Here is a 26851-nt window from a genome sequence, read left to right on the forward strand (position 1 = left end):
AAAGCTATATATATCTTTAATTTTTATACTTATTAAATATTTTTAACATGCTATTTTATTCAGTTTTTTTAAGGTAGGATAAACGTATTTTATTATATTGTTCATTTTTTCATTAAATCAATTGGATACTGGTTAATATATGGTGGGTTATATATCGTTTAGTGGAGAGGAAATAACATTTAAAGGAATTTTTGTTATTTTTGAAGCAGTAATGTGTTGATTATTTTTTGGGCTTGTGGGGTGTTTAAGTCGTCTAATGATTTTAACTGTTCTATTCCTTTTTTGTACTGATTTATTTCTGCATTTTTTTCTGTTATTTCTGCATTTTTTTCTGTTAGTTTTGCATCTTTTTTGGTTAATTCAGCGTCTTTTTCTATTAATTTTTGGTTTTGCTGTTCTATTTCCTGATCTTTTTTTTCGAGTTCTTCGCCATATATGCTGTATACAATCTCTTCCATATCATCTTTGTATTTTCTCATCTTCATCGCCTCCAATAGTTTGTTTTGCTTTTCTATGTCTGGAATATTTTTTAATACCATTGTCATTAATATGACTGCTATATCTCTTTTTAATTCTTCATCCGGAATATTTGATTTGGAAAATACTTGAGCTAAGGATTCAGTAATCTGCGATGCATATTTTTGTGAAATATATTTTGGTATGAAGGCAATATCCAAAGCCTCATTATCACTTAATTTGATGTTTTGTTTCACTTTGTTAATAACATTTTCACATTTCTCCCAAAGTTCATCATCTGAAAAATGTATGTAATGGGGGCGGATAATGTCCGTTTCGGTTATTTTGTATTCCTTAGGAAAATTAATGTAGTTTTTTTTGCAGGTTACGGCAGTATACATCGGAAGGGAATATATGAAACTTCCGAAAGTTTTGTATTTAGCAAATTTTTTCAAGGTTTTTTCCACTACATTTTCTGACTCGTCTTCTAGGTCAATTAACATATACTCGGTTAATTTTCCTGTTAATTCGTCTTTTTTTCCTACAGAGTATAATTCATCCATTCTTCCGGTTTCCATATTCCTCAAAACGACTTCAGTGGGATATCTTCTGCAGTATTTTCCGGGAAGCCCCAGATATTGGTGCTGTCTTTTTCTAAATGCCATTGAAGAATATTTCATCGTTGCATCATATGTATGAAACGGTTTTTTAACTTTCATAGTTTTCACCTTAAATTTCAGATTTCCGGAAATAATTTTTTAAAACAACGCTGTTGCATGTAATAGTCTAAAACAGTTCATATATAAGCTTTTAAAGTCAAAAGGGAATTATTGATTTTCATTTGTAATTTAACCAGTTTAAAACAATTTTTAAATTGTCCTATAACAACAAATTATTTAATTAATTAAAAGCTAAAATTAATATAGTGAGGTTTAAATATGGAATTTGGACTCTGGGAAAAATATTACATTGAAATTCTTGAAGATTTTGGTTTTTCACGCCAGGCAGATGAGGAATCTGCAAAATTACTTGATGAAATTTTATCAACTGAAGGTTGTCTTACTTTAGATGATTTAAGCCAGATTGTAGGCTTTTCAGATAAATTCATAGTATTCGGTGCCGGGCCTTCTCTAAAGGAACACATTATTGAGTTAAAGGAAAATTACGATTTAAAGGGCTATGTTCTGGTTGCAGCCGACGGTGCAACAACAGCAATGATTGAAGAACGTCTTGTTCCGGACATTGTTGCAACAGATCTGGATGGAAACATTGATGATATTCTTTTGGCCAATTTAAAAGGTGCAAACATAGCAATTCATGCACACGGTGACAATATTGAAAAAATTGCATCTTTAAGCTCATTTTTCAACAACGTATTGGGTACAACCCAGGCACAGCCGGTAGGAAATCTCTACAACTTCGGAGGATTTACAGATGGGGACAGAGCAATATTTCTCTCAGTCGCTCTGGGCGCATCACAAATAACTCTCGCCGGAATGGACTTTGGAGATATTGTAACCAAATATTCAAGACCTAATCTCGAAAACGCACTGGCAAAGGCTGATGATTTTAAAAAGAAAAAACTTGTTTACGCTGAAAAGTTCACCAAGTGGGTCAGCGATAACGAAAACGTGGAAATCATTAATTTAAAGGAATAATTTTTTATAATAATTCAAATAAAAGTGGATAACATGGGAATTGAAGATATTTTAATGTATGATGAAAGTCTTTTTCAAAACATAAATGCATTTGACCCGGATTACATGCCTCCGAACTATAACTTCAGAGATACTCAAATGGAGGCTATGGCAATGGCAATAAGGCCTGCAATGAAAGGTGGCCAGCCATCAAATGCGATTATTTTGGGCTCACCTGCAACAGGAAAGACAACAGCTATTAGAAAAGTATTCGAAATGGTTGAAAAAAATACAGAAAAGGTAGTATGTGTTTATATCAACTGCCAGATTCATACAACCCGTTTTGGAATATTTTCTCAAATCTACAAAAAGATTTTCGGCCATGTTCCTCCAGAAACAGGTGTTCCGTTTGCAAGAATCTATACACAAATCATGCAGGATCTTCAAAAAAATAAAAAGTCACTGATTGTTGCGTTCGATGACATCAACTATCTTTTCCAGACCAATCATGCCAACAAGGTTGTTTATGACATACTTAGGGCTTACGAGGAATATCCTGGTGTTAGAACCTCTATTTTTGCAATACTGTCTGATTTGGAATTCAAATATGCATTTGACAAAAACGTAAATACAGTATTTATCCCTCAGGAAATCATGTTCCCGCTTTATACCTACACACAAATAGAAGACATCCTCAAAGACCGTGTCAAGGCAGGATTCTTCCCGAATGTTTTAGGTGATGATATCCTTGAGCAGATTGCAATGTATACTCTTGAAAATGGCGATTTGAGAGTGGGAATCAATCTTTTAAAATCCTGCGGCAATATTGCTGAAGCTTCAGCCAGCCGTGAAATTACTCAGGAGCACTTCGATAAGGCAATCGAATCATTGGTTTCTGTCAATGTCTCTGAAACCCTGAAATCTTTAAATGATGATGAAAGAGAGTTGCTTAAGATGATCGTTAACTACGATGGTGTTTATACTGCAGGTGAACTTGGAGATGAGTATAAGCAAAAAACCGGCTCCAGCTATGCATCATTTAATAGAACCCTTGATAAACTTGAATTTGTAAGATTGATTGATACCAAATTCACAGGAAAAGGGGTTAGGGGCAATTCACGCCAAATAATATTGCGTTTCACCCCAGAAGATTATACTATCTAGCTTTTCCTGTCGGGAAATTAGTTTTTTCTGTTAACATTAGAGTGTATGCATGGTAAGCTTATAGTCTAATGTGCAACTAAGGGTTTGGTATTGTAAAATCAATTAAATCCTTAGATAATAAACGGATTTTGAGCTGCAACAACAGAAATAACAGATAAAAGTAATGCTGCTATTACTACAAGCATTACCATGCAAGATTGAACATCTATGTCGCTGTATGCAATTTCATCTACTATTGAACTTCTTTTTCTTAAATCAGCTTGTAATGTGGTGTCATTATTTCTCAACATTTTAATCACTATATTAAAATTGTCGAAAGTTTATATATAAACAAAGAGATAGAGAGCATTTGATAAGTAATATTTTTGAGGTAAAATCATGAAAGAGTATGAATATTTCGAAGTAACTGCCGATATTGGGCTTAAAGCTTATGGAAATAACATAAATGAAGCTTTTGAAAATGCAGGCCTTGCGATGTTTAATATTATCACTGACACTTCAGATGTTGATGCTGCAACCGAAATTTCATTCGAGATTACCTCTGAAGATGAAGTATCTCTTCTTTATGACTATTTGGAGGAGCTTCTCTTTCACCATGAAGTCGATTTCATGCTTTTCAGCGAATTTCATGTTGAAATCGATGATGATTTGCATTTAACTGCAACAGCCAAAGGTGAAGAGATAAACTGGGACAAGCATGAGAGAAAAACCGAAATAAAGGCAATAACATTTCATAAGATGGATATCATAAAAACAGACGTCGTAGAGCTTCATGCTATTTTGGATTTATAAGGTTTATATAATATTAAAACATATTAATTCCCATGAAAAGAACTCGTACTATAACAAGAACATTTGAAATGGCGATGGGATTAATAGGATCTGTCATAGGAATTTTTTCCGGTTCTTTTTTAATCTTTGTAGAACACATTGGACAGGCTCATGCTCCATTTTTAGGTATAATAGCTATCATTGCATCTGTTTTAGGCATTGTATGCAGTTATTATGTCAAAAAGAACGCTGAAGTTGCAGGTGTAGGTTTTATAGTCGCAACAATGTTTGTCATTATCGGTTCTGACTACATCAATGCAATAAGTGCAATATTTTTAATGGTTGCCGGTGTTTCAGCACTCTTTAGAAAATAACTCTTTTTTTACAATATTGATTTTTGCTTAGATTTTTAATCTGGGCGTTAACATAATCTTTTTTAATAAGTTGGTCCATATTATATTTTAGATTGAAATTTCAAGTAAAATTACTTCATTTTGAAGTCAATTTTCTCACGTGAGAACAATATTTCTATGTAAAGGCAATTTTGTTAAATAAAAGCAAAGGTGAAATAATGTTCGATTGGATTAAATTTGTGATTTTAGCATATGTGTTGATTGATTGTGGAAATGAAGAATCAGTTCGAAGTGGCATTTCTAGATTATACTACGGCTTTTTCGGTATTTCGAGGAGATATTTAATTAATGTAAAACATAAGTATAAATTGGCTAATAATGGGGTCAGCGTTCATTATGATGTCTATAAAGAACTTCGTGATTCCAAAGATGGTACTGAACGGGAAGTTGCAGAAATATTAAATAATTTACGTTCCATCCGCAATAAGGCGGATTATCATGCCGATGAAGAATATAATAAAGAATTTTTTGAAAATTTTTTACAGGATTATAAAACTGATTTAGTTGTGGCATTTGAAGCGTTACAATATTTAAAAACACATCCGAATTATTAATGGGGATTTTATAATGAGTAAGGGTTTTAATAAACAAAAAGAATATATTAATAAGTTAAATAATGATGAAGAATTATTTGAAAAAGAATTCCATAACATTAAAAGAACATACCCTATGGATGACTCTAAAAAGATTCATAATTTTTTAAAGAATAATCCGGGAATTATTTTAGTTTTAAATGATGTTAAACAGTTAATGGATGAATATATTCCATATTCAATATTTAATTTAACATTGGATGAGGATCCGATATTTGTGCCTCAGCTTCAGTTGGTGGTTAAAGCACCACGGGACAAATTTGAAAATGGGTTCAAAGAAGATGTTAGAAGAATTAATTCTGCTATTGACCCCTTTCTTTTAGAGTTTGATTTAAGTGTTGAATTTTTTATTTTTAGACAATTGCTTCGTGACGAGTAAACCACCAAAACCTTATTTAATCATCACATATAAATATTAAAGCATAATATTTTAGTGATGCTTATGACAATTAAAGACGAAATTAAAAAAGTTAGAGATAATGTTTATGAAATTCCGGGCTCTTTTGATAAAAGAATGAGGGCTTCTGGAAGATTCTACATCGCTGATGAATATTTCGACGAACTGGAGGAAGGAGCTATAGAACAGATTGTCAATATTGCCTGTCTTCCGGGTGTTCAAAGATATTCCATCGGCCTTCCCGACATTCACTTCGGATACGGATTTCCAATAGGCGGTGTTGCTGCGTTCAGCTTAAGAAACGGTATTGTATCACCTGGTGGAGTAGGATTTGATATCAACTGCGGAGTCAGATTAATCAAATCAAATCTGACACTGGAAGACGTTGAAGATAAACTGGATGAGCTTACAGAAAAGCTGTTTAAAAATATCCCGTCCGGTGTTGGAAGTAAAGGTAAAATTAAACTCAATGAAGATGAAATCAATGACGTACTTGATTTAGGCGCTGAATGGGCCGTCAATAATGGATATGGATGGGCTGAAGATTTGGAAGTTTTAGAGGAAAACGGAAAAATGGAAGATGCCGACTCAAGTATAGTTTCTGATAAAGCTAAAAAAAGAGGAATTCCTCAATTGGGTTCACTTGGTTCTGGAAATCACTTCCTTGAAGTTCAGATAGTTGATGAAATCTATAATGAAGAAGTGGCTAAAGTTTACGGTCTTGAAAAGGGAATGATTGTAATAATGATTCATTCAGGTTCAAGGGGCTGCGGACACCAGGTATGTTCCGATTATTTAAGAGTAATGGATAAGGCTTATAAAAAATACAAAATCCAAATTGATGACAGGCAATTGGCCTGCGCTCCTCTTGATTCAAAAGAAGCGCAAAACTATATTCAGGCAATGGCTGCAGCTGCCAATTATGCATGGGCAAACAGACAGCTGATGACTCACTGGATTCGTGAAACCTTTGAAGAAGTCTTAGGTAAATCCGCAAAGGATATGGAAATGGATATAGTTTATGACGTGGCTCACAATATCGTCAAGATGGAAAAGCATAAGGTTTACAACCGTGAAGAGGAAGTATTGGTTCACAGAAAAGGAGCAACCAGGGCATTTGGACCTGGAAGAGAAGAAGTTCCTGAAAAATACCGTGCTGTAGGACAGCCTGTACTTATTCCGGGTACTATGGGAACCGCTTCATATGTATTGCACGGAACTGAAAAGGCAATGGAAGAAACTTTCGGTTCAACCGCTCACGGTGCTGGAAGAGTTCTTTCAAGGTCAAAAGCTAAAAAAGACTATGATGCAGATGAGATAACTGCTGATTTGGCTTCCAAAGGAATTAAAATTAAGGCTACAAGCAAACATGTCATTGAAGAAGAGGCACCAGGTGCCTATAAGGATGTTGACAGTGTGGTAAGAGTATCTGACAGCACAGGCATTGCAAAACTTGTTGCAAAAGTTAAACCGTTATCTGTTTGTAAAGGGTAGTTTAAAATGATTGGTATAATTGGTGGCAGTGGTGTATATGAAATTACACAAAAAGCGGATTCCTGTGAGGAAAAATTAGTCAAAACGGACTATGGTGAAGTGAAAGTTTCACTTTTGGAGATTTTTTCTAAAAAAGTGGCATTCATTCCACGTCATGCGCAGGGCCATTCCATTCCTCCACATAAAATAAACTTCAGAGCCAATATCGATGCTCTAAAATCAGTAGGCGTTACTAAAATAATAGCAACCAACTCAGTAGGTTCCATGAACGAGAATATGGCTCCGGGCTCTTTTGTAATTCCAAATGACTTTTTGGATTTCTCACAAAATAGGGCTAAAACCTACTTTGAGGATAAGGTCGTTCATATAGATGTTACAGAACCGTATTGTCCGTATTTGCGTGATGTTCTGGCCGAATCAGGTGATGTGACTCTTGGAGGAACATATGTATGTACTGAAGGGCCAAGATTCGAAACTCCGGCAGAGATAAAAATGTTTAAAATGCTTGGAGGAGATCTTGTTGGTATGACAGGGCTTCCTGAAGTCACTTTGGCCCGTGAAAGGCAGATGTGTTATAATTCCATATGTATAGTATCCAATTATGCATCCGGAATATCCGACCAGGAGCTGACTATTGATGAAGTATTTGAGATGGTGGCTCAAAAAGAGACAGAACTGCTTGAATTAATATATAATTTCATAAGAAATATTGATGAGACTAAGGACTGCACATGCAATCATGCTTTGGATGGTGCAGAAGTTTAAGGTGATTTTATGCGTTTGGCTGTGGTATCTTCTGACGGTGAAAATGTTGATTTGCACCTCGGAAAAGGTAAAAATGTATTCGTTTATGACTATGAAGACGGATTGAATTTCGTTGAAAAGAGGGCTGTTGATATAGATGAGAATTCAAAACATCAGGGAAGTAAAGTTCTTAAAGCTTGCGAAGACTGTGATGTTCTGATTGCTGTTGAATATGGTTTTAAATCTAAAATTAAAGCTGAAGATATGGGAATTAAGATAGTAACTGATGAAGGGCCTATTGATGATGTTTTAAACAGATATATTGACCATTACAACTTTATGAAAAATTAATTTTTTTCATAAAATTATTTTCATTTTTCTTTCAATATTCTTGAAGCAAACATTCAAAGTATAGGAATTTTGCATCGCAAAATCCATATTATCAAGGCAAAAAAATATATTGTAAACTATTTTTCAGTCTATTGTAACAATTTTTGAAATTCATTGTAAGGTCTTTATTTTTAATTTAAAGGATTATAATTCATTTTTTACATGTATATTGTAAACTTTGAAAAATTTTATTATTTTAATTATTTTCAAAATCTGGCCGAATTTTTAAAAATTCAATAATCTTTATATATCATGAGTAAAATATGTAACTATAACCTTTATGGGCGGGTTTTAAAAATTAAAACTTAAATTACAAATATTTCTTTAAATAACGAGAGTAAAACTCTCAATAGTCGAATAAACGATTATAAATCCATACTTATTTAAAATCGTTTTTTGGGTTTATTTTGTAAAGTATTTTATAAACTACAAAATTTAAGGCTATTTTTAAAATTTTAATGGCGTTACGCTATATTACTAAATATATAATAAATTTTATTAAACGGTAGATATAATGGCAAAAGCAAAATCAAGACGTAGAGTACGTGATACATGGAAAGAAAAGTCCTGGTATACTATCAAAACACCAGTGAACTTTGAAGACAAAGAAATTGGAGAAACTCCAGCAAAAGATCCAGAACTTCTCATTGGAAGAGGCGTAGAAGTTACTATGAGAGAATTAACCGGAGATTTCTCAAAACAATACATCAAACTCAGATTTGAAATCGATAATGTTGCAGGTGACGTTGCAAACACCAAATTCACAGGTCACAAAACAACAACCGATTATGTAAGAAGTATGATCAGAAGAGGAACTTCAAGAATCGATGCTTCAGCAATCGTTAAAACCAAAGATGACCGCAAATTAAAACTCCAAGTATTAGCTGTAACCATCAGAAGAGCTAAATCTTCCCAACAAAGATTCATGAGAAAAACCATTGAAGATTTACTCAGAGAAGCAGCAGCTGAAAAATCATTCGATGAGTTAGTAAAAGTTTGTGTTAACGGTAAATTAGCATCTGAAATTTACCACAACGCTAAAAAAATCTACCCTCTCAAAAGGGTTGAAATCATAAAAAGTAAAGTAATCAAATAGGATTACTTTTTTTTACTTCTTTTTTTTAACAATATTTTCATTGTTTATTTTTTTGTTGTCACCATTAAGTGTGGCGAAGCCAAATTCTCATACGATATGGTCAACACAATTAAGGTACAATATAATTGATTATCCGATGCATCAAATGTTAATGTCATCAAAAAAACTATATTATTATGCAGCACATCTTCGATATGGTGCAAGCGTTGATAATTTTCATACAACCGAAAACAAATGGTATATAGGTAAACCGCACACTTCATCAATTTGCAATTTTTTTCCTGAAAATGATCATGTTAATGTTATAAAAAATATACAATAGATTCAAAAATGCGTGCTGGTGGAAATCATATAATTTCATCGATTGATGTTTTTGTGTATTTGTATTTTGTATGCTTATGAAGGTTTAAAATTAATTTTATTTTCCTATTTTTTTGAGGGTTCATATCTTTTTCATTTCATCCGACTTCAGATTTCTTTTTTTTGACAAAATATATTATACAAAAAAGAATATATATCTTGTTTTCATATAAATTATATGTTATATATTTAATCGTCAGTTTGAATTATCGTGAAAGTTGGATAAAAATTGATGAATATGATGAATAAGAAACGAATATTTCTCAGTATTTGTTTGTTCATAGTGTTTTTTTCCATGCTTTCAGTTGCATCCGCTGCTTTAGTGGATAATGATACAAAATCAACTGCAAACGATGATTTAAACACTGTTTTAAGAGCGAACAATCAAGGGGAAATTTTAGGAAATCCCGCAGGTAATTTCACTGGGTTAGATGGTCTTATCGATGCAACCCCAGATGGCCAGATCCTTCCTCTAGATTCTAATTATACTTATTCTAGCGGTGATGAAGCTTTTGCTAACGGTATTCTTATAGGCAAAAACATCACTATAAACGGAAAAGGCCATACTCTGGACGCTTCTAATGTAGCTACTATTTTCAATATTACCGGTAATAATCATGTAATCCTGATGAATATTACTTTTATTAATGCTAACGGAACCAATGGCGGTGCAATTAAATTGGATTCCAAATCAACTCTTGAAATTATTAGTTGTAATTTCATTAATAACCATGCACAAAATAATGGTGCAGCCATTTATCTTTCAGATTCATTTTCCACTTCATCATCCCTAAAAATTACAGATTCAACTTTCATCAACAATACTGCCAAATCCGGTGGAGCCATTTATTTGAATGAAAGCTCAACCCATTCATCTACAATAGAAAATTCATCTTTTATAAATTGTACTTCTAGTGGTGATGGTGGTGCAGCTTTTATCAGTGCAAGTAATGTGGCATTTAGGAATGTCATATTTGAAAATAACATTGCAGGTGATGACGGTGGTGCTGTTTACTGGCAAGGCAGCAATGGAATAATCTACAATATAACCTGTACAAACAACAGGGGTATAAGTGCCGATAAAAAAGATGGTGATACTTCAAGTTCTCGTGGTGGAACAATTGCCATCACAGGTTCAAATATCACTGTTTCCAAATCCAGATTTATTAAAGGATCTGCATATATGGATGAAAGTAAAGATTATTCCAAAGTTGATGGAGGTGCTCTATTCATTACAGGTAATGATGTAACTATAGATGATGTGGACTTTATCAGCTGTAATGCTACCAATAACGGTGGTGCTGTATATGTAATTGGTAACAGGACTCACATCTATAACTGTGAATTTACTGATTGTACTGCAAGAGATGGTGGTGCATTATTTGTAAATGGTACTGAATGTACTTTGTATAATACTACCTTTACTGGTAATATAGCTAACGATGACGGTGGTGCTATTTATTGGAACGGTGGTAACGGATACATATATAATATCACATGTGATAACAACCAGGGAGTAAGCGGATATGACCCTCTTGAAGGTAAGTACTCAAGTACTAGAGGTGGAACTATATGTCTTACAGGTTCAAATGTTACTCTTACCAAATCAAGTTTTAGCCTATCTTCTGCTTATATGGATGAAAGTAGGAATTACTCCAAAGTTGATGGTGGTGCATTATTCATAACAGGTGATGATGTTATCATTAATGATACTGTATTTACTACATGTTATGCTACCAATAACGGTGGTGCAATATATGTTATCGGTGATAGGACTCATGTATATAATTGTGATTTTACTGATTGTCTTGCAAGAGATGGTGGTGCATTATTTGTAAACGGTACTGATTGTACTTTGTATAATTCTACCTTTACTGATAATGATGCTAATGATGACGGTGGTGCAATCTATTGGGAAGGTGACAATGGATACCTATATAACATCACATGTGTAAAAAACAAAGGAATTAGCGGATATGACCCTCTTGACGGCAAGAACTCAAATTCAAAAGGTGGAACAATCTGTCTTACCGGTTCAAATGTTACAATTGATGAATCATCATTCAGCATAAGTTCCGCTAAATCTGACGGTGGTACTTTATTCATAACAGGTAATGATGTAAAGGTTTTACACTCCAATTTCACAGATTCCATCGCTACTGCAAGCAGCGGAGGTGCTGTATATATCATAGGTAACGAAACTCATATTTTTGACTGTTACTTCGATGACTGTAAAGTTAATGTGAATGCTGATTATCGTGGTGGTGCAATCTATGTAGCAGGTAATGACGCAAACATCACAAAATCAACTTTTACCAATACCAAAGCTCTTGTAGGTGGTGCAATATGCATTAACGGTACCGGCACTATTGTGGACGGTTCAACATTTTCACACAATGATGCGGTTTCCAAAACAGGAGGTACTGGTGGTGCAATCAATATTGACGGAGCAAATGCAATTATTAAAAATTCAGAATTTTCATATGGTACTGCTGTAAACTATGGTGGTGCAATAGCAGTATGGGGATCAAATGCAGTACTTTTCAATAACACTATTGACAATTCAAAAACCACAAAATTTAATGGTGGTGCGGTATTTGTAAGCGGTACAAACACTACAATTTCACTTTCAAATTTCACCCAGTGTAATTCTTTAGGTGATACTTACTCCCGTGGTGGAGCTATTGATGTTGAGGGTGACGATACAAACATACTGAACTGTAACTTTGATGACTGTGACTCCCATTATGGTGGGGTCATTTATGTAAGCGGTACCAATGCAAATATTGATGGGTCCACCTTTAAAGATAGTGAAGCTAAACAGGGTGGAGCAATCTATGTAGAGGGTACTGATACTGCTATATCAAACTCTAATTTCACAGACATTTCTGCTGATAATTATGGCGGTTCAATTTATGTTGCAGGAGCCAATGCAAATATTTCAACCAGCAATTTTGTTAGAAGCACTGTTAAGAATTATAATGGTGGTGCCATATATGTTGCCGGTGAAAATACCAACATTGAAAAGTCCAACTTCACTTCAGCCAGTGCTACAAATTCTAGAAACAAGGCGCTTGGTGGTGCAATCTATATTCAAGGTGCAAATGCAGTCGTCAAGGAGTCAGAATTCGATGACTGTAAGGCAAGTGAAGGTGGAGGTGCCATTTACGCATACGGTAACGATGCAAAAATCGAGGATTCCACATTCAACTCAAGCACAGCAAAATACGGTGGAGCAATCTACTTAACATCCTGGGGTTCATCAATTACCCGGTCCAACATAACAGGAAGTACTGCTACCTACAATGGTGGTGGAGTATATGTTGCAGAAGGAAGTATCCAAATATCCGAAAGTAATTTCGATTACTGTATAGCTAGCGGTACTGCTTCAAGCAATGGTGGTGGAGCTATTTATATTAACGGTCCGGATACTCATATTTCAGCATCCAACTTTTCAGGCAACAAAGCACCTAATTCTGCTGCTCGTGGTGGAGCTATTTTCATCAAAGGGGAAAGAACAGTCATTGAAGGTTCAGAATTTGATGACAGTACTGCCAATCAGGGTGGTGTAATCTATATTGAAGGTAAGGATGCACTCATTGACACATCCTCATTTTCCAACAGTTCATCAAAAGCATCTGGTGGTTCAATTTATGTTACAGGGGATGAAGCAACAATAAGACTCTCCGCTTTTGATAATATTACTGCAAAAAATGGTGATGGTGGAGCAATTTATGTAGATGGTGAGAGAACTGACATATTAAACTCATCATTTTACAACTGTACAGTTAATGGCAAAAGAGGTGGAGCAATTTACATTGATGATATAGGAACTACAGTCGCCTATTCCAATTTCACCCTGTCAAAAGCTGGAGAAGCGGGAGCAATATATATTCGTGGTGAAAATACCACAATTTCATATTGTAATCTAGACAAGAATGTTGCTAACACTGCTGGAGCAATCAAGGTTTATGGTGACGATACAATCATATCAAATTGTAATTTCACCTATAACATTGCAAAAACATCCACTGGTGGTGCTTTAGATATTGGTGGTGCAAACGCATCTGTATACTACTCCTGGTTTGACCACAACGATGCAAAATTGGAAGGTGGTGCAATCAACTGGCTTGGTGGACACGGGGATGATTCAATTATAGGATCAACATTCACTAACAACAGAGGTAATGGTACCTCCAGAGGTGGAGGTGCTATCTACTGGGCACAGGGTCTTCCTATTGCATCAGGGGGTTTAATTAAAGATTGTATATTCATTAACAACACTGCTGCAGGAAAACACGGTGGAGCGATTGACTGGTTCCAGACATTGGATAGTGTAATCGAAAACTGTCTGTTTATCAATAACACTGCTAGTTCTGATGGTGGAGCTCTCTATACTGGTGACCAAGGCGGTAATAGTGTAAACTTAACTATTATATACTGCCAATTCTACAATAACACTGCAGGAAAATATGGTGGTGCTATTGCAAATCAGATGGCTAATTCATATATTTTCAACAATACCTTTGACGGAAATAAGGCTATGGCAGGTGGAGGAACCATATTGATGAAGGAAGGTCCCGCCGATAACTGTATAGTCGACCACTGTTATATTTTCAATTCATATGTCGGTAATTTAGCTGAAAAATGGGGTGAAGGTGGTGGAGCAATTCTCATTGGTATAGATTCAAATATCACTATTTCAAATTGCGCAATCATGAATTCCACAATCTATAGGGGACCTGGAGGTGCAATTGCAATAGGCGGAGATGACTGTTCATTAATCAACGTTTCAATTCAGGATTCCTCAACACAGAATGACGACGGTGGTGCAATATACTGGAAAGCTAAAAACGGTAACCTTAATAATGTTACTATATTCAATTCATCAACACATTCCAGGGACAGTTCCAGATCATCCAATGGGGGCGCTATCTACATATCCGGTTGGTACTGTAATTTGGATGACATCAAAATATTCCAATCCTCTGCAAACAATGATGAAAATTGCGCAAAAACCAATTATGGTGGAGCTATTTATGTCAGTGGTTCATATGATGTATTGACTAATATAATAATCGACAATGCATCTTCAAAAAATGTAAAAATGAATGCTGCGGGAGGAGCAATCTTCTATGATGGATATGGGGGTACCTTAATCAATGCAAGCATTTCAAACACATTTGCAACAGGTAATGGTGGTGCAATCTATTGGAAAGGCAGTACTCCTACATTAATCGCCAACATTTCAATCATATATTCCCAAACCGAAGTAATCGATTCAGTAAATACTGCTGATGGTGGTGCAATCTATACAACTACTGTTCGTGAATTGAACAATGTTTCTATAAACGGGTCACGTGCTTATAAAAATACAGGAGATGTCCATGGTGGCGCTATATATATGAAAGATGGTCAGATTTTAAACAATGTCACCGTTGTAGGTTCACGCGCTTCAACAGATGATGGAACATCAATGGGTGGTGCTGTTTACTTCATGAGAGATAGGGGTTCAACCAATGTATGGGTTTACAATTCAACATTCGAAGAAAACAATGCTGATTTGGGAGGTGGATTATACTTCCAAAAAATAACTGCCCGTATATATAACACTTCATTTACAGGCAATGTCGCTAATCAAAATGGAGGTGCATTGTACAGTCAGAATGAAGATATGTTTATATACAATTCCACTTTAGACCATAACAGTGCTAAAAAAGGAGGAGCCATATTCTCTCAAGACGGTCATATTCAAATTTCCGATTCAAGTTTTGAATTCAACACTGCTGAAGGGGAAGGTGGTGCAATCTATTATAATTATATTAGTAAAGCAGGATCAAGTGTATTGTTGAGGGTTAATTTGCTCAACAACACTGCATTCCAAGGTTCAGCAATGTATGGTACCCAATTCAATAAGATGTCTTTAACTGATGTTACTCTTCTTGACAACCAGGCAAATTCAAAAGAATTTATAGAAAAACATGTTGGTGTAGATAGTGAAGGCAACAATTACACCAGCGCAATATTTTTAGGATTCGATAATTTATTAAATGCAATCTGGCAGGAAAGCACATATGCTCTTTCATGTACCAATGTAACATACTGGGGTGTTGGCGGCAAGAAAAAAGCAAATTCTGCTCCAACACAAAGCAACAGGGAAGTAAATATAAACGTCACTGTTGAAATGTATGATGGAAGAGGAGCGCAAATTACAACAGCTGATCTTGTAACAGATAAAGACGGTAAAGTCACATACAATTTCGATGCTAAAGACGGTGAAACATACTATTTCGCATATGTACATAAAGCTGACAGATACTACACTTATTTAAGAGATACTCTGTCAAACAGAAGTATTGTTAATATCTACGTTCACAATCCTCTGTTCTATTCCCAAAATCAGACAGTTCTCATTGAACTTACTGACGGTGCATGGGGTAACCTGAACGGAACAGTTACAGTAACATTCAACGATACTCAACACACTACATTCGAAATTGTGGTAATTAACGGTACTGGATCTAAAACCAATATTTCAGGCCTGCCTATAGGAATTTACAATGCAACTGCTTCATTTAAAGGTGATTTGAACCATACCGGTGATACAGATTGGGCCTTATTTGAAGTGATTCCGTATAATGATTTGCATATTACAAAAGGAGTTGACATAACTGCAGATTATGTAAACGTTTCAGATATTATAGAATACACAATAACCGTGACAAACCACGGGCCAAGTAAGGCTTATGGAGTAAACGTAACAGAAAGGTTAAGTCCATATCTCAAATTAGTCAGAAGCAAAGCAACCACAGGCAGTTATAATCTCACAGGCGGCTACTGGTATATCGGCGAGTTGGACGTTGATGATTTCGAAAAACTGACCATAGTTGCAGAAGTTATTCACATGGGACCTATAACCAATACTGTTTGGGTAACCGGTTTAGGAAACGATACAAACCTCACAAACAATGTCGCTTCAGCACGCAACTTCACAGCTTTAGATATTGTTGATTTGCGTATCTATAAGGACGTCAATGTCACAACCAATGTTGTCAATGTACTGGATGTAATCAAATTCAACATTACAGTATTCAATGACGGACCTTCCAATGCAACAGGTGTTATTGTAGAGGAACTTCTGGATGATCATCTGGAAATGATTTCCAACAATCCAAGTGTCGGTACATACAGCAAAGGTACCTGGAATATAGGTAACTTATTAAAAGGAGCTAATGCGACTTTAACAATCGTTGCTAGAATTGTCTATTCCGGTAATATATCCAATGCAGTTCACGTTTCCGGATTTGAAAATGAAACAAACTATACAAACAATTATGCAGCTATTAAGAACCTTACTGCAATAGCTAACGTTGATTTGAAAATCACTAAAATAGTCAATGTAACAGGCATTGTTAATGTGACTGATAAAATCAAATTCACAATTACCGTTACAAACAACGGTCCATGTAACGCTACAGGAGTATATGTAAGTGAAACTTTAAGCCCACACCTTAAGATTCTTTCCAATAATACAAGTCAGGGCAAATATGACGGTTCTACATGGATTGTAGGTAATTTAAATAAAGGAGATGTTCATAATTTAACAATCATTGCTGAGGTAATGTCTGCAGGCACAATTTCAAATGCAGTTGCAATATTCGGTTCAGACAATGATACAAACAAATCCAACAATAACGATACTATCGAAAACATCACATCCGTCAATATTGTTGATTTACAAATCAACAAAACTGTTGATGTTACAAGAAATGTCGTTAATGTCAGCGATATAGTAATATTTACTATTTATGTTAAAAATAACGGTCCTTGTGATGCTACAAATGTAAATGTAACTGAAAAGTTAAGCCCTCATCTTGAAATGGTTGACTATCATACATGGGCTAGTACTTATAATGTTACTGATGGTGTCTGGTATATTGGTAATTTGGCTAAAGGCGATTGGAGACAATTGGTTATTCATGCTAGGGTAATTTCAGCCGGAAACATTACCAACGTGGTTGTTGTATCCGGCAGTGAAAACGATACCAACAAATCCAACAACAAGGATGAGATTCCTAATATCACTGCAGTAGACATTGTTGATTTGCAGATTAAAAAAGAAGTAAACACTACTGCTAGTGTTATCAATGTAACCGATTACATCAAATACACAATTACTGTATTCAATGACGGACCTTCAAACGCTACTAATGTAAATGTGTCTGAAGTTTTAAGTCCTCATCTTAAATTAATTAATGCTACAACCCAATTTGGTACTTATAATGTAACTGAGGGTATCTGGCATATTGGTGAGCTTAAAAATCAGTCTACAGCCATATTGACTATTGAAGCTCAAGTAATAAGTGATGGAATCATTTCAAATGTGGTTGTTGTAAACAGTACAGAAAAAGACACTGATTTATCAAACAACAGAGCTGAAATTAACAATATCACAGCAGTATCAATTGTTGATTTGCAAATCAAAAAAGAAGTAAATGTAACTTCAACTGTTGTTGATATGCATGAAATAATCAAGTTTAATGTCACTGTTTATAATGCAGGACCATGTAACGCTACTAATGTGTATGTCTGTGAGCCTTTAAGCTATAATCTAGTGCCTATTAACATTACTAAAACTCACGGCCGTTATGATGATCGCTATACTTGGGTTATTGGCGATTTAGCCAGTGGCGAAACTGCAACTTTAACTATCGTTGCAAGCATTGCATATACTGGTGTCATTGAAAATGAGGTTAATGTAACCTGTAATGAAATTGATATTAACCTTACCAACAATAAGGATAATATTACTCCTTTCAATGTATCTGCTCTTATAGATGTGGGCATAAACAAAACAGTAAATGTCACACGTTTTGTCAATGTAAGTGATTTGGTCGAATTCACCGTTGTTGCCTATAACAAGGGACCTTCTAACGCAAGTGGTATCTATGTGAGTGAAGCTTTAGACTTTACTCATCTAAGGTTAGTTTCCAGCAAGGCATCTAAAGGGGTTTACGACAATCAAACCACCTGGTATATCGGTCAGTTAAGCAAGGATGAAAATGCTACATTGAAAATCATTGCTGAAGTCATAGCAGTGGGCAACTTCACAAATTACGTTGAAATATTCGGTTATGGTAATGATACCAATCAGTCAAATAATAATGATACTATTCCAAATATAACTGCAAGACCTGTCGTTGACTTAAATATTACAAAACAAGTTAATGTCCAGTCCGATGTTGTCAATTTCGGTGATACAATCATATTTACAGTCACTGTTAGAAATAACGGTCCTTGCGCTGCTACAAATGTAACTGTAAATGAAGTTTTAGATTCACACCTCGAAATGGAAAGCTACAGTGCAGTTAATAGCGATTATAATGTCACTAGCGGTGTCTGGTATATTGGTGATTTGGCTAAAGGTGACTGGAGAGAATTAATAATTGAAGCTAGAGTGGTTTCAGTTGGAAACATTACCAATGTGGTTAATGTAACAAGCACAGAAAACGATACCAACAAATCAAATAACAATGCAAGTATTCCTAACATTACTGCAATACCTATTGTTGACTTAAAAATCAATAAGACAGTCAATGTAACAGGTACTGTTGTTAATGTAACTGATTACATCAAATTTACTATAACTGTATTCAATGACGGTCCTTGCAATGCTACCAATGTTAATGTAAGTGAAGTTTTAAGTCCTCATCTTAGATTGGATAAAGCTACAACTGCAAACGGTTATTATAATGTAACTGAAGGTATATGGCATATTGATGAGTTGAAAAACCAGTCTACAGCTGTTTTAACTATTGAGGCTCAAGTTGTTAGTGAAGGAATCATTTCCAATGTGGTAATTGTAAATGCCACAGAAAAGGATACAGATCCATCTGACAATAAGGATGAGATTACCAATATCACAGCACAAATTGTTTTCGATTTACGTATCAAAAAAGAAGTAAATGTTTCATCAATGGAAATTGACGTGACAGATAAACTCACATTTAATATTACTGTTTACAATGCAGGTCCTTGTAACGCTACCGATGTATATGTAATTGAACCTTTATCTGACAATCTTAGAATTATCAGAAATACCACTTCTCAAGGTGAATATAAAGGCAATGTATGGTTCATCGGTAATCTTACTGTAGGTGCTAATGCTACTTTAACAATCGAGACCAGTATCGCTTACGGTGGTGTTATTGTAAATGCTGTTAATGTGACTGGTAGGGGAATTGATTACAACCTCTCCAACAATAAGGACAGCGTTACTCGCAATGCAGTAGCTCATGCGGATTTAATGGTTATCAAATCAGACAACCTCGGAGAAAATCGTGTTGTTAATGTCAGTGATTTTGTTGAATTTGTTATCACTGCCATTAATATAGGTCCTAATAATGCGTCTGGTGTTTATGTGATTGAAGATTTGGATTTCACTCATTTGGGACGTGATTACACTTATATTCCATCTCCTGGCACTACATATGATGGCCACACATGGTATATTGGTAATTTGAATGTTAGGGGTAATGCTTATTTAAGAATTATCGCCCAGGTCATCGCACCGGGTAACTTCTCAAATTACGTTGAAATACACGGTAATGATAACGATACTGATCCATCAAACAATAATGCAAGCATTAAGAATATCACAGCTTTACCTATCGTTGATTTAAGCATTACAAAAGAATCTGATGTTGTAAATAATACTGTATATTACAATGATACAATTAAATTTACTATTACAGTCACAAACAACGGTCCGTGCGATGCTACAAATGTAACTGTAAATGAAGTTTTAGATTCACATCTTGAATTAATAAGTAATACTACATGGGATGGTTATTATAATGTTACTAATGGTGTCTGGTATATTGGTGATATGGCTAGTGGCGATTTGTGCAGATTAGAGATTGTAGCTAGGGTAATCGCAGTTGGAAACATTACCAATGTGGTTAATGTAACAAGTACAGAAAATGATACCAACAAATCAAACAACAATGCAAGTATCCCTAACATTACTGCAATACCTATTGTTGATTTAAGAATCGAAAAGACAGTTAATGTAAACGAAACTGAAATTCAGGTTACTGATGTAATCAAATTCACAATTACTGTATATAATGACGGTCCTTGTGATGCGGTTAATGTCTATGTATATGAGCCTTTAAGTGATTGTCTTAGTATTATCAATGTCACAGGCAATGATACAAGCACTGATAAAGGGTATGATGGACATAAATGGATTATAAATACTGATCAATGGTATGATGAATATACTTGGGTTATCGGCAATTTAACTAATGGCACCCATACAACTTTAACAATCGAAGCCAGAGTTGCATACTCCGGAATTATTGAGAATTATGTTAACGTGACCAGTAATATGACTGATATCGATCCAAGCAATAATGAAGACCAAATTACTCCGATTACTGCAGTTACTAAAGTTGATTTGTCCATAAACAAAACATGCAACGTTACAACTGGTGTTGTCAATGTAGGCGATTTGGTTGAATTTACAATAACCGCTACAAATAACGGTCCTTGTAATGCCAGCGGAGTATATGTGCTTGAAGCTTTGGATTTCAATTATCTTGCCGAATACAGTCGTGAAGTAGCTCCGGGAACTACATATGACGGTTACACATGGTATATCGGACACTTGGATGCAGGCGCAAATGCTACCCTGAAAATAGTAGCTAGCGTTATCGCGCCGGGCAATTTCTCAAATTACGTTGAAATATTCGGATACGATGAAGATACCAACCAGTCCAATAACAATGCTACAATACCTAATATCACTGCAATACCTGTAGTTGATTTGGATATTACCAAAGAAGTCAATGTTGGAAGCGAAGTATTGGTTGGAGATACTGTCGTATTTACTATTACAGTCAGAAACAACGGTCCTTGTGACGCTACCAATGTAAATGTTACTGAAAAATTAAGTTCTCATCTTGAAATGGTTGAGTATATCACATGGGACAGCTATTATGATGTTGATAATGGCGTCTGGTATATCGGCGATTTGGCAAAATATGATTGGAGGCAAATTATTATCGTAACTGAAGTCGTTTCAGTCGGAAACATTTCAAATTCAGTCAGTGTAATCAGCACTGAAAACGATACCAACAAATCCAACAACAACGATACAATCCCTAATATCACAGCAAAACCTGCTGTTGACTTGCAGATTAGTAAAGATGTAAATGTCACATCCAGATTTGTTGAGGTAAATGATATCATAGAATACACTGTAACTGTTTATAATGCAGGTCCGTGCAATGCTACCAATGTGAATGTAAATGAGTCTTTAGTATATCATCTTAAATTCATTAATGCTACAACCCAATTCGGTAATTATAATGTCACTGAAGGCATCTGGCATATTGGTGATTTGGCAAACGGTTCAACCGCCAATTTAACTATTGTAGCTCAAGTAACAAGTGATGGAATTGTCATTCCAAACGTGGTTGTTGCAACCAGCAGCGAAAATGATACAAATCCATACAACAACAGGGATGAGATTATTATCGCAGCATTGCCTCTTGTCGATTTGATAATTACAAAAGAAGTAAACGTTACAGCTGATGAGTTAAGCGTAACTGATTTAATCGAATTTACTATTACAGTTTATAATGACGGTCCTTGTAACGCTACAGGAGTTTATGTAATCGAATCATTAAGCGATAAACTCAGTTTGATTAGCAATCACACATCTCAAGGCCATTATGACGGTTATACATGGAATATTGACAACATAACTAAAGGAAACAACGTTACCTTAACTATTGTCGCTCAAGTTATATATCCTGGAAACATTTCAAATGCTGTCGTTGGTTATGCTTATCAAAATGAAACAAATTACACCAATAACAATGCAAGCATTAAAAACATTACTGCAATAACCAATGTTGACCTGCAGATTACCAAAAAAGTCAATGTAAGCGGTATTGTAAACGTAACTGATTTAATCGAATTTACAATAACAGTTACAAACATCGGTCCTTGCAACGCTACTGGTGTATATGTAAGTGAAATTTTAAACAGCCATCTTAAGCTGATTTCCAATAAAACAAGTATCGGTGAATATGATGGAAGTACATGGGTTATCGGTAATCTGAATAAAGGGGAAACCCATAATCTGACAATCATTGCTGAGGTAATATCTTCAGGAAATATTTCCAATGTGGTTAACGTTACAAGCAATGATAATGATACCAACAGATCCAACGATAATGCAAGCATAGAAAACATCACATCTGTGGACATTGTTGATTTGAATATCACTAAAACAGTTGATATTACATCAAATGTTGTTGCAATCGGCGATTCAATAGTATTTACTATTACTGTTTGGAATAACGGTCCTTGTGATGCTACTAATGTTAATGTTAGCGAGGTTTTAAGTCCTCATCTTAAACTGGTTGACTATCATACCTGGAACAGTTCCTATAATGTAACCGAGGGCGTATGGTATATTGGTGATTTGGCCAAAAACGATTGGAGACAGTTAATCCTTGAAACTGAAGTCATTTCAGCCGGAAACATTACTAATGTGGTTAACGTAACAAGTACACAAAACGATACCAATAAGTCCAATAACAATGCAAGTAGCCCTAACATTACTGCTCTGGATGTTGTTGATTTGACAATAACCAAATCAGTCAATGCCAAGGATGTTGTATTGGTGGGGCAAAATATCGTATTTACAATAACCGTTAGAAACATCGGTATTTGTGACGCTACAAACGTTAATGTTACTGAGGTTTTAAGCCCTCATATTAGAATGATAGGATACAGTACATGGGACAGCTATTATAATGTAACTGAAGGTATGTGGTATATTGGCAATTTAACTAAAGGCGATTGGAGACAACTTATTATCGTAGCTGAAGTCATTTCAGCCGGAAACATTTCCAATGTTGTCAGCATTGTCAGCACTGAAAATGATACCAATACATCCAATAATAATGCAAGTATTAAAAACATTACTGCTCTGGATATTGCTGATTTGAGCATTAATAAGACTGTTGATGTTACAGGTGATGTTGTCAATGTCGGTGATTCAGTAGTATTTACTATTACTGTTAGAAATAATGGTCCTTGTGATGCTACCAATGTTAATGTTACTGAGGTTTTAAGTCCTCATCTTAAATTGGTCGATTATCATACATGGGACAGTTCCTATAATGTTACTGATGGTATGTGGTATATTGGTAATTTGGCTAATGGTGACTGGAGACAGTTAATCCTTGAAACTGAAGTCATTTCAGCCGGAATCATTACTAATGTTGTTAATGTTACAAGCTCACAAAACGATACCAACAAGTCCAATAACAATGCTAGTGTGCCTAACATCACTGCTTTGGATATTGCTGATTTAAGCATTAATAAGACTGTTGATGTTTCATCAGGTGTTGTAGCTATCGGTGATTCAATAGTATTTACTATTACTGTTAGAAATAATGGTCCTTGTGATGCTACTAATGTTAATGTTACTGAGGTTTTAAGTCCTCATCTTAAATTGGTTGACTATCATACATGGGACAGTTCCTATAATGTTACTGATGGTATGTGGTATATTGGTGATTTGGCTAATGGTGACTGGAGACAGTTAATCCTTGAAACTGAAGTCATTTCAGCTGGAATCATTACTAATGTTGTTAATGTTACAAGCTCACAAGACGATAACAACACCTCCAATAACAATGCTAGCACCCCTAACATTACTGCTGTGGACGTTGTTGACTTGACAATCACCAAAGAGGTCAATGTCGGTGATTCCGTATTGGTAGGTCAAACTGTTATCTTCACAGTCACTGTTAGAAATATAGGTATTTGTGATGCTACAAACGTTAATGTTAGCGAGGTTTTAAGTCCTCATCTTAAATTGGTTAGCTATCATACCTGGGACAGCTATTATAATGTTACTGAGGGCATCTGGTATATTGGTGATTTGGCTAAAGGCGATTGGAGACAACTTATTATCATTACTGAAGTTGTTTCAGCCGGAAACATTTCCAATGTGGTTGTTGTAACCAGCAGTGAAAATGATACCAATAAATCCAATAACAACGCAAGCATCCCTAACATTACTGCAAACTCAGCTGTTGACTTGTACATTACCAAAACAGCTAATGTTTCAGGTGAGGTCAATGTCTTTGACATAATCGAATTTGACATAGTGGTTTATAATGCGGGTCCTTGCAATGCAACCAATGTCAATGTGAGTGAAGTTTTAAGTCCTCATCTTAAAATGATTAACAACATAACTGAAAACGGATATTATGATGTCTCTGAGGGTATTTGGCATATAGGTAACTTATCCAACGAAAACAGAGCATACTTGTCCATTATTGCCCAAGTAATAAGCGATGGTACAATTTCAAACGTTGTTGTTGTAACAAGCAGTGAAAATGATACTGATCCGTCCACCAACAGGGATGAAATCGACAATATTACTGCAGTAAGCATTGTTGATTTAAGTGTAAACAAAACAGTAAGCACAACCACTGCAAAAGTTGGGGACGAAATCACATACATAATCACAGTCCATAATTATGGACCATGCGATGCAACAGATGTAAATGTTACTGAAAAACTGTCAGATTATGTTGCGTTAATCAGATATAATGCAACCATCGGCGATTATGATGCAGCTGAAAACATTTGGTATATAGGAAAACTCACAAATGGTTCAACTCATACATTAACTTTAACAGTTAAAGTTATAGAAGATGGAATAATTGAAAACTCAGTAATCATCAAATCAAATGAAACTGATTCCAACATAACAAACAACAATTACACAAGTGAAAACGTAACTGCTGAAAAATACATTACTCCAATTGACCTTAAAACAGAAAACATTACCTACGGCGAAGATGAGATTCTAGTTGTAATTCTGCCTGAAAATGCAACAGGTACAGTAAACATTACTGTTGGAGGCAGAAACTACACTGATGTTCCAATCGACAATGGTGTTGTGGAACTGCCGGTAACTGACTTGGCTGCCGGAGACTACAACGTCACTGTAGTATATGGTGGAGATGATAAATACTTGCCAAATTCAACATCAGGAATCTTTAATGTCGCAAAAGCAACTCCAATAATCACTATTGAAGTTGCAGATATCTGGGTATGGGAAATTGAAGTAGTAAATGTAACTGTAAATGCTCCTGGAGTCGTATTTGTGAAAGTCAATAATATCACTGTTGAAATACCTCTTGAAAACGGTGTTGTAACTACAAATCTATTGGCTGCAATCAGTGAATCCAACTATATGGGCAATGCAACCTGGAATATTATCGGTTTGCCGGTTGGAACCTATCCTGCATTTGCGCTTTATCCTGGAAATGAAAACTACACAAGCGTAAATACTTCAGATGTGTTCCATGTAAGGGATTTAATGCCTACAAATGTTGTCGTAACTGCTGATGATGTCTATGTCGGCGAAGATGCAGTAATCAACATTAATGTCGGTCCGGAAGGCGTAACCGGAAATGTTACAGTCAATGTCGGCGGTACAAATTACACCGTACCGTTAACCGATGGAAATGCAACATTGGTTGTTCCTGGTCTCGGTGCAGGCACAGTAAATGTAACCGTCTGGTATGAAGGAAACACCTATTATTTACCAAGCGAAAACACAACTGACTTTGACGTATTGAAAGTCGAACCTCCAGTGGATATTGATGCGCCTGAAATTACTGTCGGTGAAGATGGAGTAATTACAGTAACAGTTCCTGAAGATGCAACAGGTACAATAACAATAGAAATTGATGGCGAACGCTACACTGCTGAAATCGAAAACGGAAAAGCAGTATTTATTGTTCCGGGCCTTAAAGTTGGAGTCCATGATATTGTGGCATTCTACTCCGGTGATGAGAAATACTTGCCTGCAAATGTTACTGGTGAGATTAAAGTCAATCCGGTTGATAATAAAACCAATGGTACTGTAAAACATCACGGTGGAATTGCACTGTCCGATTATCCAACAGGAAATCCAATATTTGTATTGCTGTTCATACTTTTAGCAATTGGATCTATAAGAATTAGAAGATTAAAAAAATAATCTTCTATTTTTCTATTTTTTTAATGTATTATTTTTAGGCATAATTTATCGATTGCTGTATATTATATATTCTACTAGATTTGAAAAGTATTACTTTTCGCTATTTTTCTTTAATTTTTTTCAATTTGGAAATTCTATTTTGAATAACTTTCACTTTACAAGGTTATTTTTTAATGTGTCGTTATTTTACATTCAAATTACTATTTTGTTTCGAATAGATTTTTAAAAAAAGTTACAATATATTTTTGGG

At 35.2% G+C, this 26851-nt stretch carries 13 protein-coding genes; 11 read left to right on the forward strand and 2 right to left on the reverse strand.

Going from position 1 to position 26851, the window contains the following annotated elements:
• Nucleotides 1-194 precede the first annotated feature (194 nt).
• Nucleotides 195-1175 (reverse strand): hypothetical protein, encoded by a 981-nt coding sequence (locus tag IJL02_RS11535; protein WP_292816580.1) that lies wholly within the window; start codon nucleotides 1173-1175, stop codon nucleotides 195-197.
• Nucleotides 1176-1394: 219 nt separating this feature from the next.
• Between IJL02_RS11535 and IJL02_RS11540 the strand changes: the two genes are divergently transcribed.
• Nucleotides 1395-2114: a 6-hydroxymethylpterin diphosphokinase MptE-like protein gene (locus IJL02_RS11540; RefSeq protein WP_292816582.1), complete on the forward strand. Its 720-nt coding sequence runs from the start codon at nucleotides 1395-1397 to the stop codon at nucleotides 2112-2114.
• A 24-nt stretch (nucleotides 2115-2138) separates the two neighbouring features.
• The gene (locus IJL02_RS11545) at nucleotides 2139-3257 is read left to right on the forward strand and encodes an ORC1-type DNA replication protein (protein ID WP_292816584.1); all 1119 of its coding nucleotides are present in this window, start codon (nucleotides 2139-2141) and stop codon (nucleotides 3255-3257) included.
• Nucleotides 3258-3367: 110 nt separating this feature from the next.
• Here the strand turns inward: IJL02_RS11545 and IJL02_RS11550 are convergent, their stop codons facing one another.
• On the reverse strand, nucleotides 3368-3547 hold the full coding sequence (locus IJL02_RS11550) for a hypothetical protein (RefSeq protein WP_292816586.1): 180 nt from the start codon (nucleotides 3545-3547) through the stop codon (nucleotides 3368-3370).
• 88 nt (nucleotides 3548-3635) lie between these two features.
• On the opposite strand from IJL02_RS11550, the gene IJL02_RS11555 reads away from it, so the two are divergent.
• The 9 genes from IJL02_RS11555 to IJL02_RS11595 all read left to right on the forward strand — a co-directional run bounded on the left by IJL02_RS11555 (nucleotide 3636) and on the right by IJL02_RS11595 (nucleotide 26601).
• Nucleotides 3636-4049, forward strand: a complete 414-nt coding sequence (locus IJL02_RS11555) for an archease (RefSeq protein WP_292816588.1) — start codon at nucleotides 3636-3638, stop codon at nucleotides 4047-4049.
• Between the two features lie 32 nt (nucleotides 4050-4081).
• Nucleotides 4082-4402, forward strand: coding sequence for a hypothetical protein (locus IJL02_RS11560; RefSeq protein WP_292816590.1), 321 nt, complete (start codon nucleotides 4082-4084; stop codon nucleotides 4400-4402).
• Between the two features lie 197 nt (nucleotides 4403-4599).
• Nucleotides 4600-4995 (forward strand): hypothetical protein, encoded by a 396-nt coding sequence (locus tag IJL02_RS11565; RefSeq protein ID WP_292816593.1) that lies wholly within the window; start codon nucleotides 4600-4602, stop codon nucleotides 4993-4995.
• Nucleotides 4996-5008: 13 nt separating this feature from the next.
• The gene (locus tag IJL02_RS11570; RefSeq protein ID WP_292816595.1) at nucleotides 5009-5413 is read left to right on the forward strand and encodes a hypothetical protein; all 405 of its coding nucleotides are present in this window, start codon (nucleotides 5009-5011) and stop codon (nucleotides 5411-5413) included.
• 63 nt (nucleotides 5414-5476) lie between these two features.
• Nucleotides 5477-6925, forward strand: a complete 1449-nt coding sequence (locus IJL02_RS11575; RefSeq protein WP_292816597.1) for an RtcB family protein — start codon at nucleotides 5477-5479, stop codon at nucleotides 6923-6925.
• 6 nt (nucleotides 6926-6931) lie between these two features.
• Entirely contained in the window at nucleotides 6932-7690 is a 759-nt protein-coding gene (gene mtnP, locus IJL02_RS11580; RefSeq protein ID WP_292816599.1) for an S-methyl-5'-thioadenosine phosphorylase, read from the forward strand.
• Nucleotides 7691-7699: 9 nt separating this feature from the next.
• Nucleotides 7700-8020: a NifB/NifX family molybdenum-iron cluster-binding protein gene (locus IJL02_RS11585; protein ID WP_292816601.1), complete on the forward strand. Its 321-nt coding sequence runs from the start codon at nucleotides 7700-7702 to the stop codon at nucleotides 8018-8020.
• A gap of 553 nt (nucleotides 8021-8573) precedes the next feature.
• A complete protein-coding gene (locus IJL02_RS11590; protein ID WP_292816603.1) occupies nucleotides 8574-9155 on the forward strand; it encodes a 30S ribosomal protein S3ae in 582 nt (193 codons plus the stop codon).
• A gap of 655 nt (nucleotides 9156-9810) precedes the next feature.
• Nucleotides 9811-26601 carry an Ig-like domain repeat protein gene (locus IJL02_RS11595; RefSeq protein WP_292816604.1) on the forward strand — a complete coding sequence of 5597 codons (16791 nt, stop codon included), beginning with the start codon at nucleotides 9811-9813 and terminating at the stop codon, nucleotides 26599-26601.
• The last annotated feature ends 250 nt before the right edge of the window (nucleotides 26602-26851 follow it).

This window comes from Methanobrevibacter sp. (assembly GCF_017427765.1).
Taxonomy (GTDB): domain Archaea; phylum Methanobacteriota; class Methanobacteria; order Methanobacteriales; family Methanobacteriaceae; genus Methanocatella.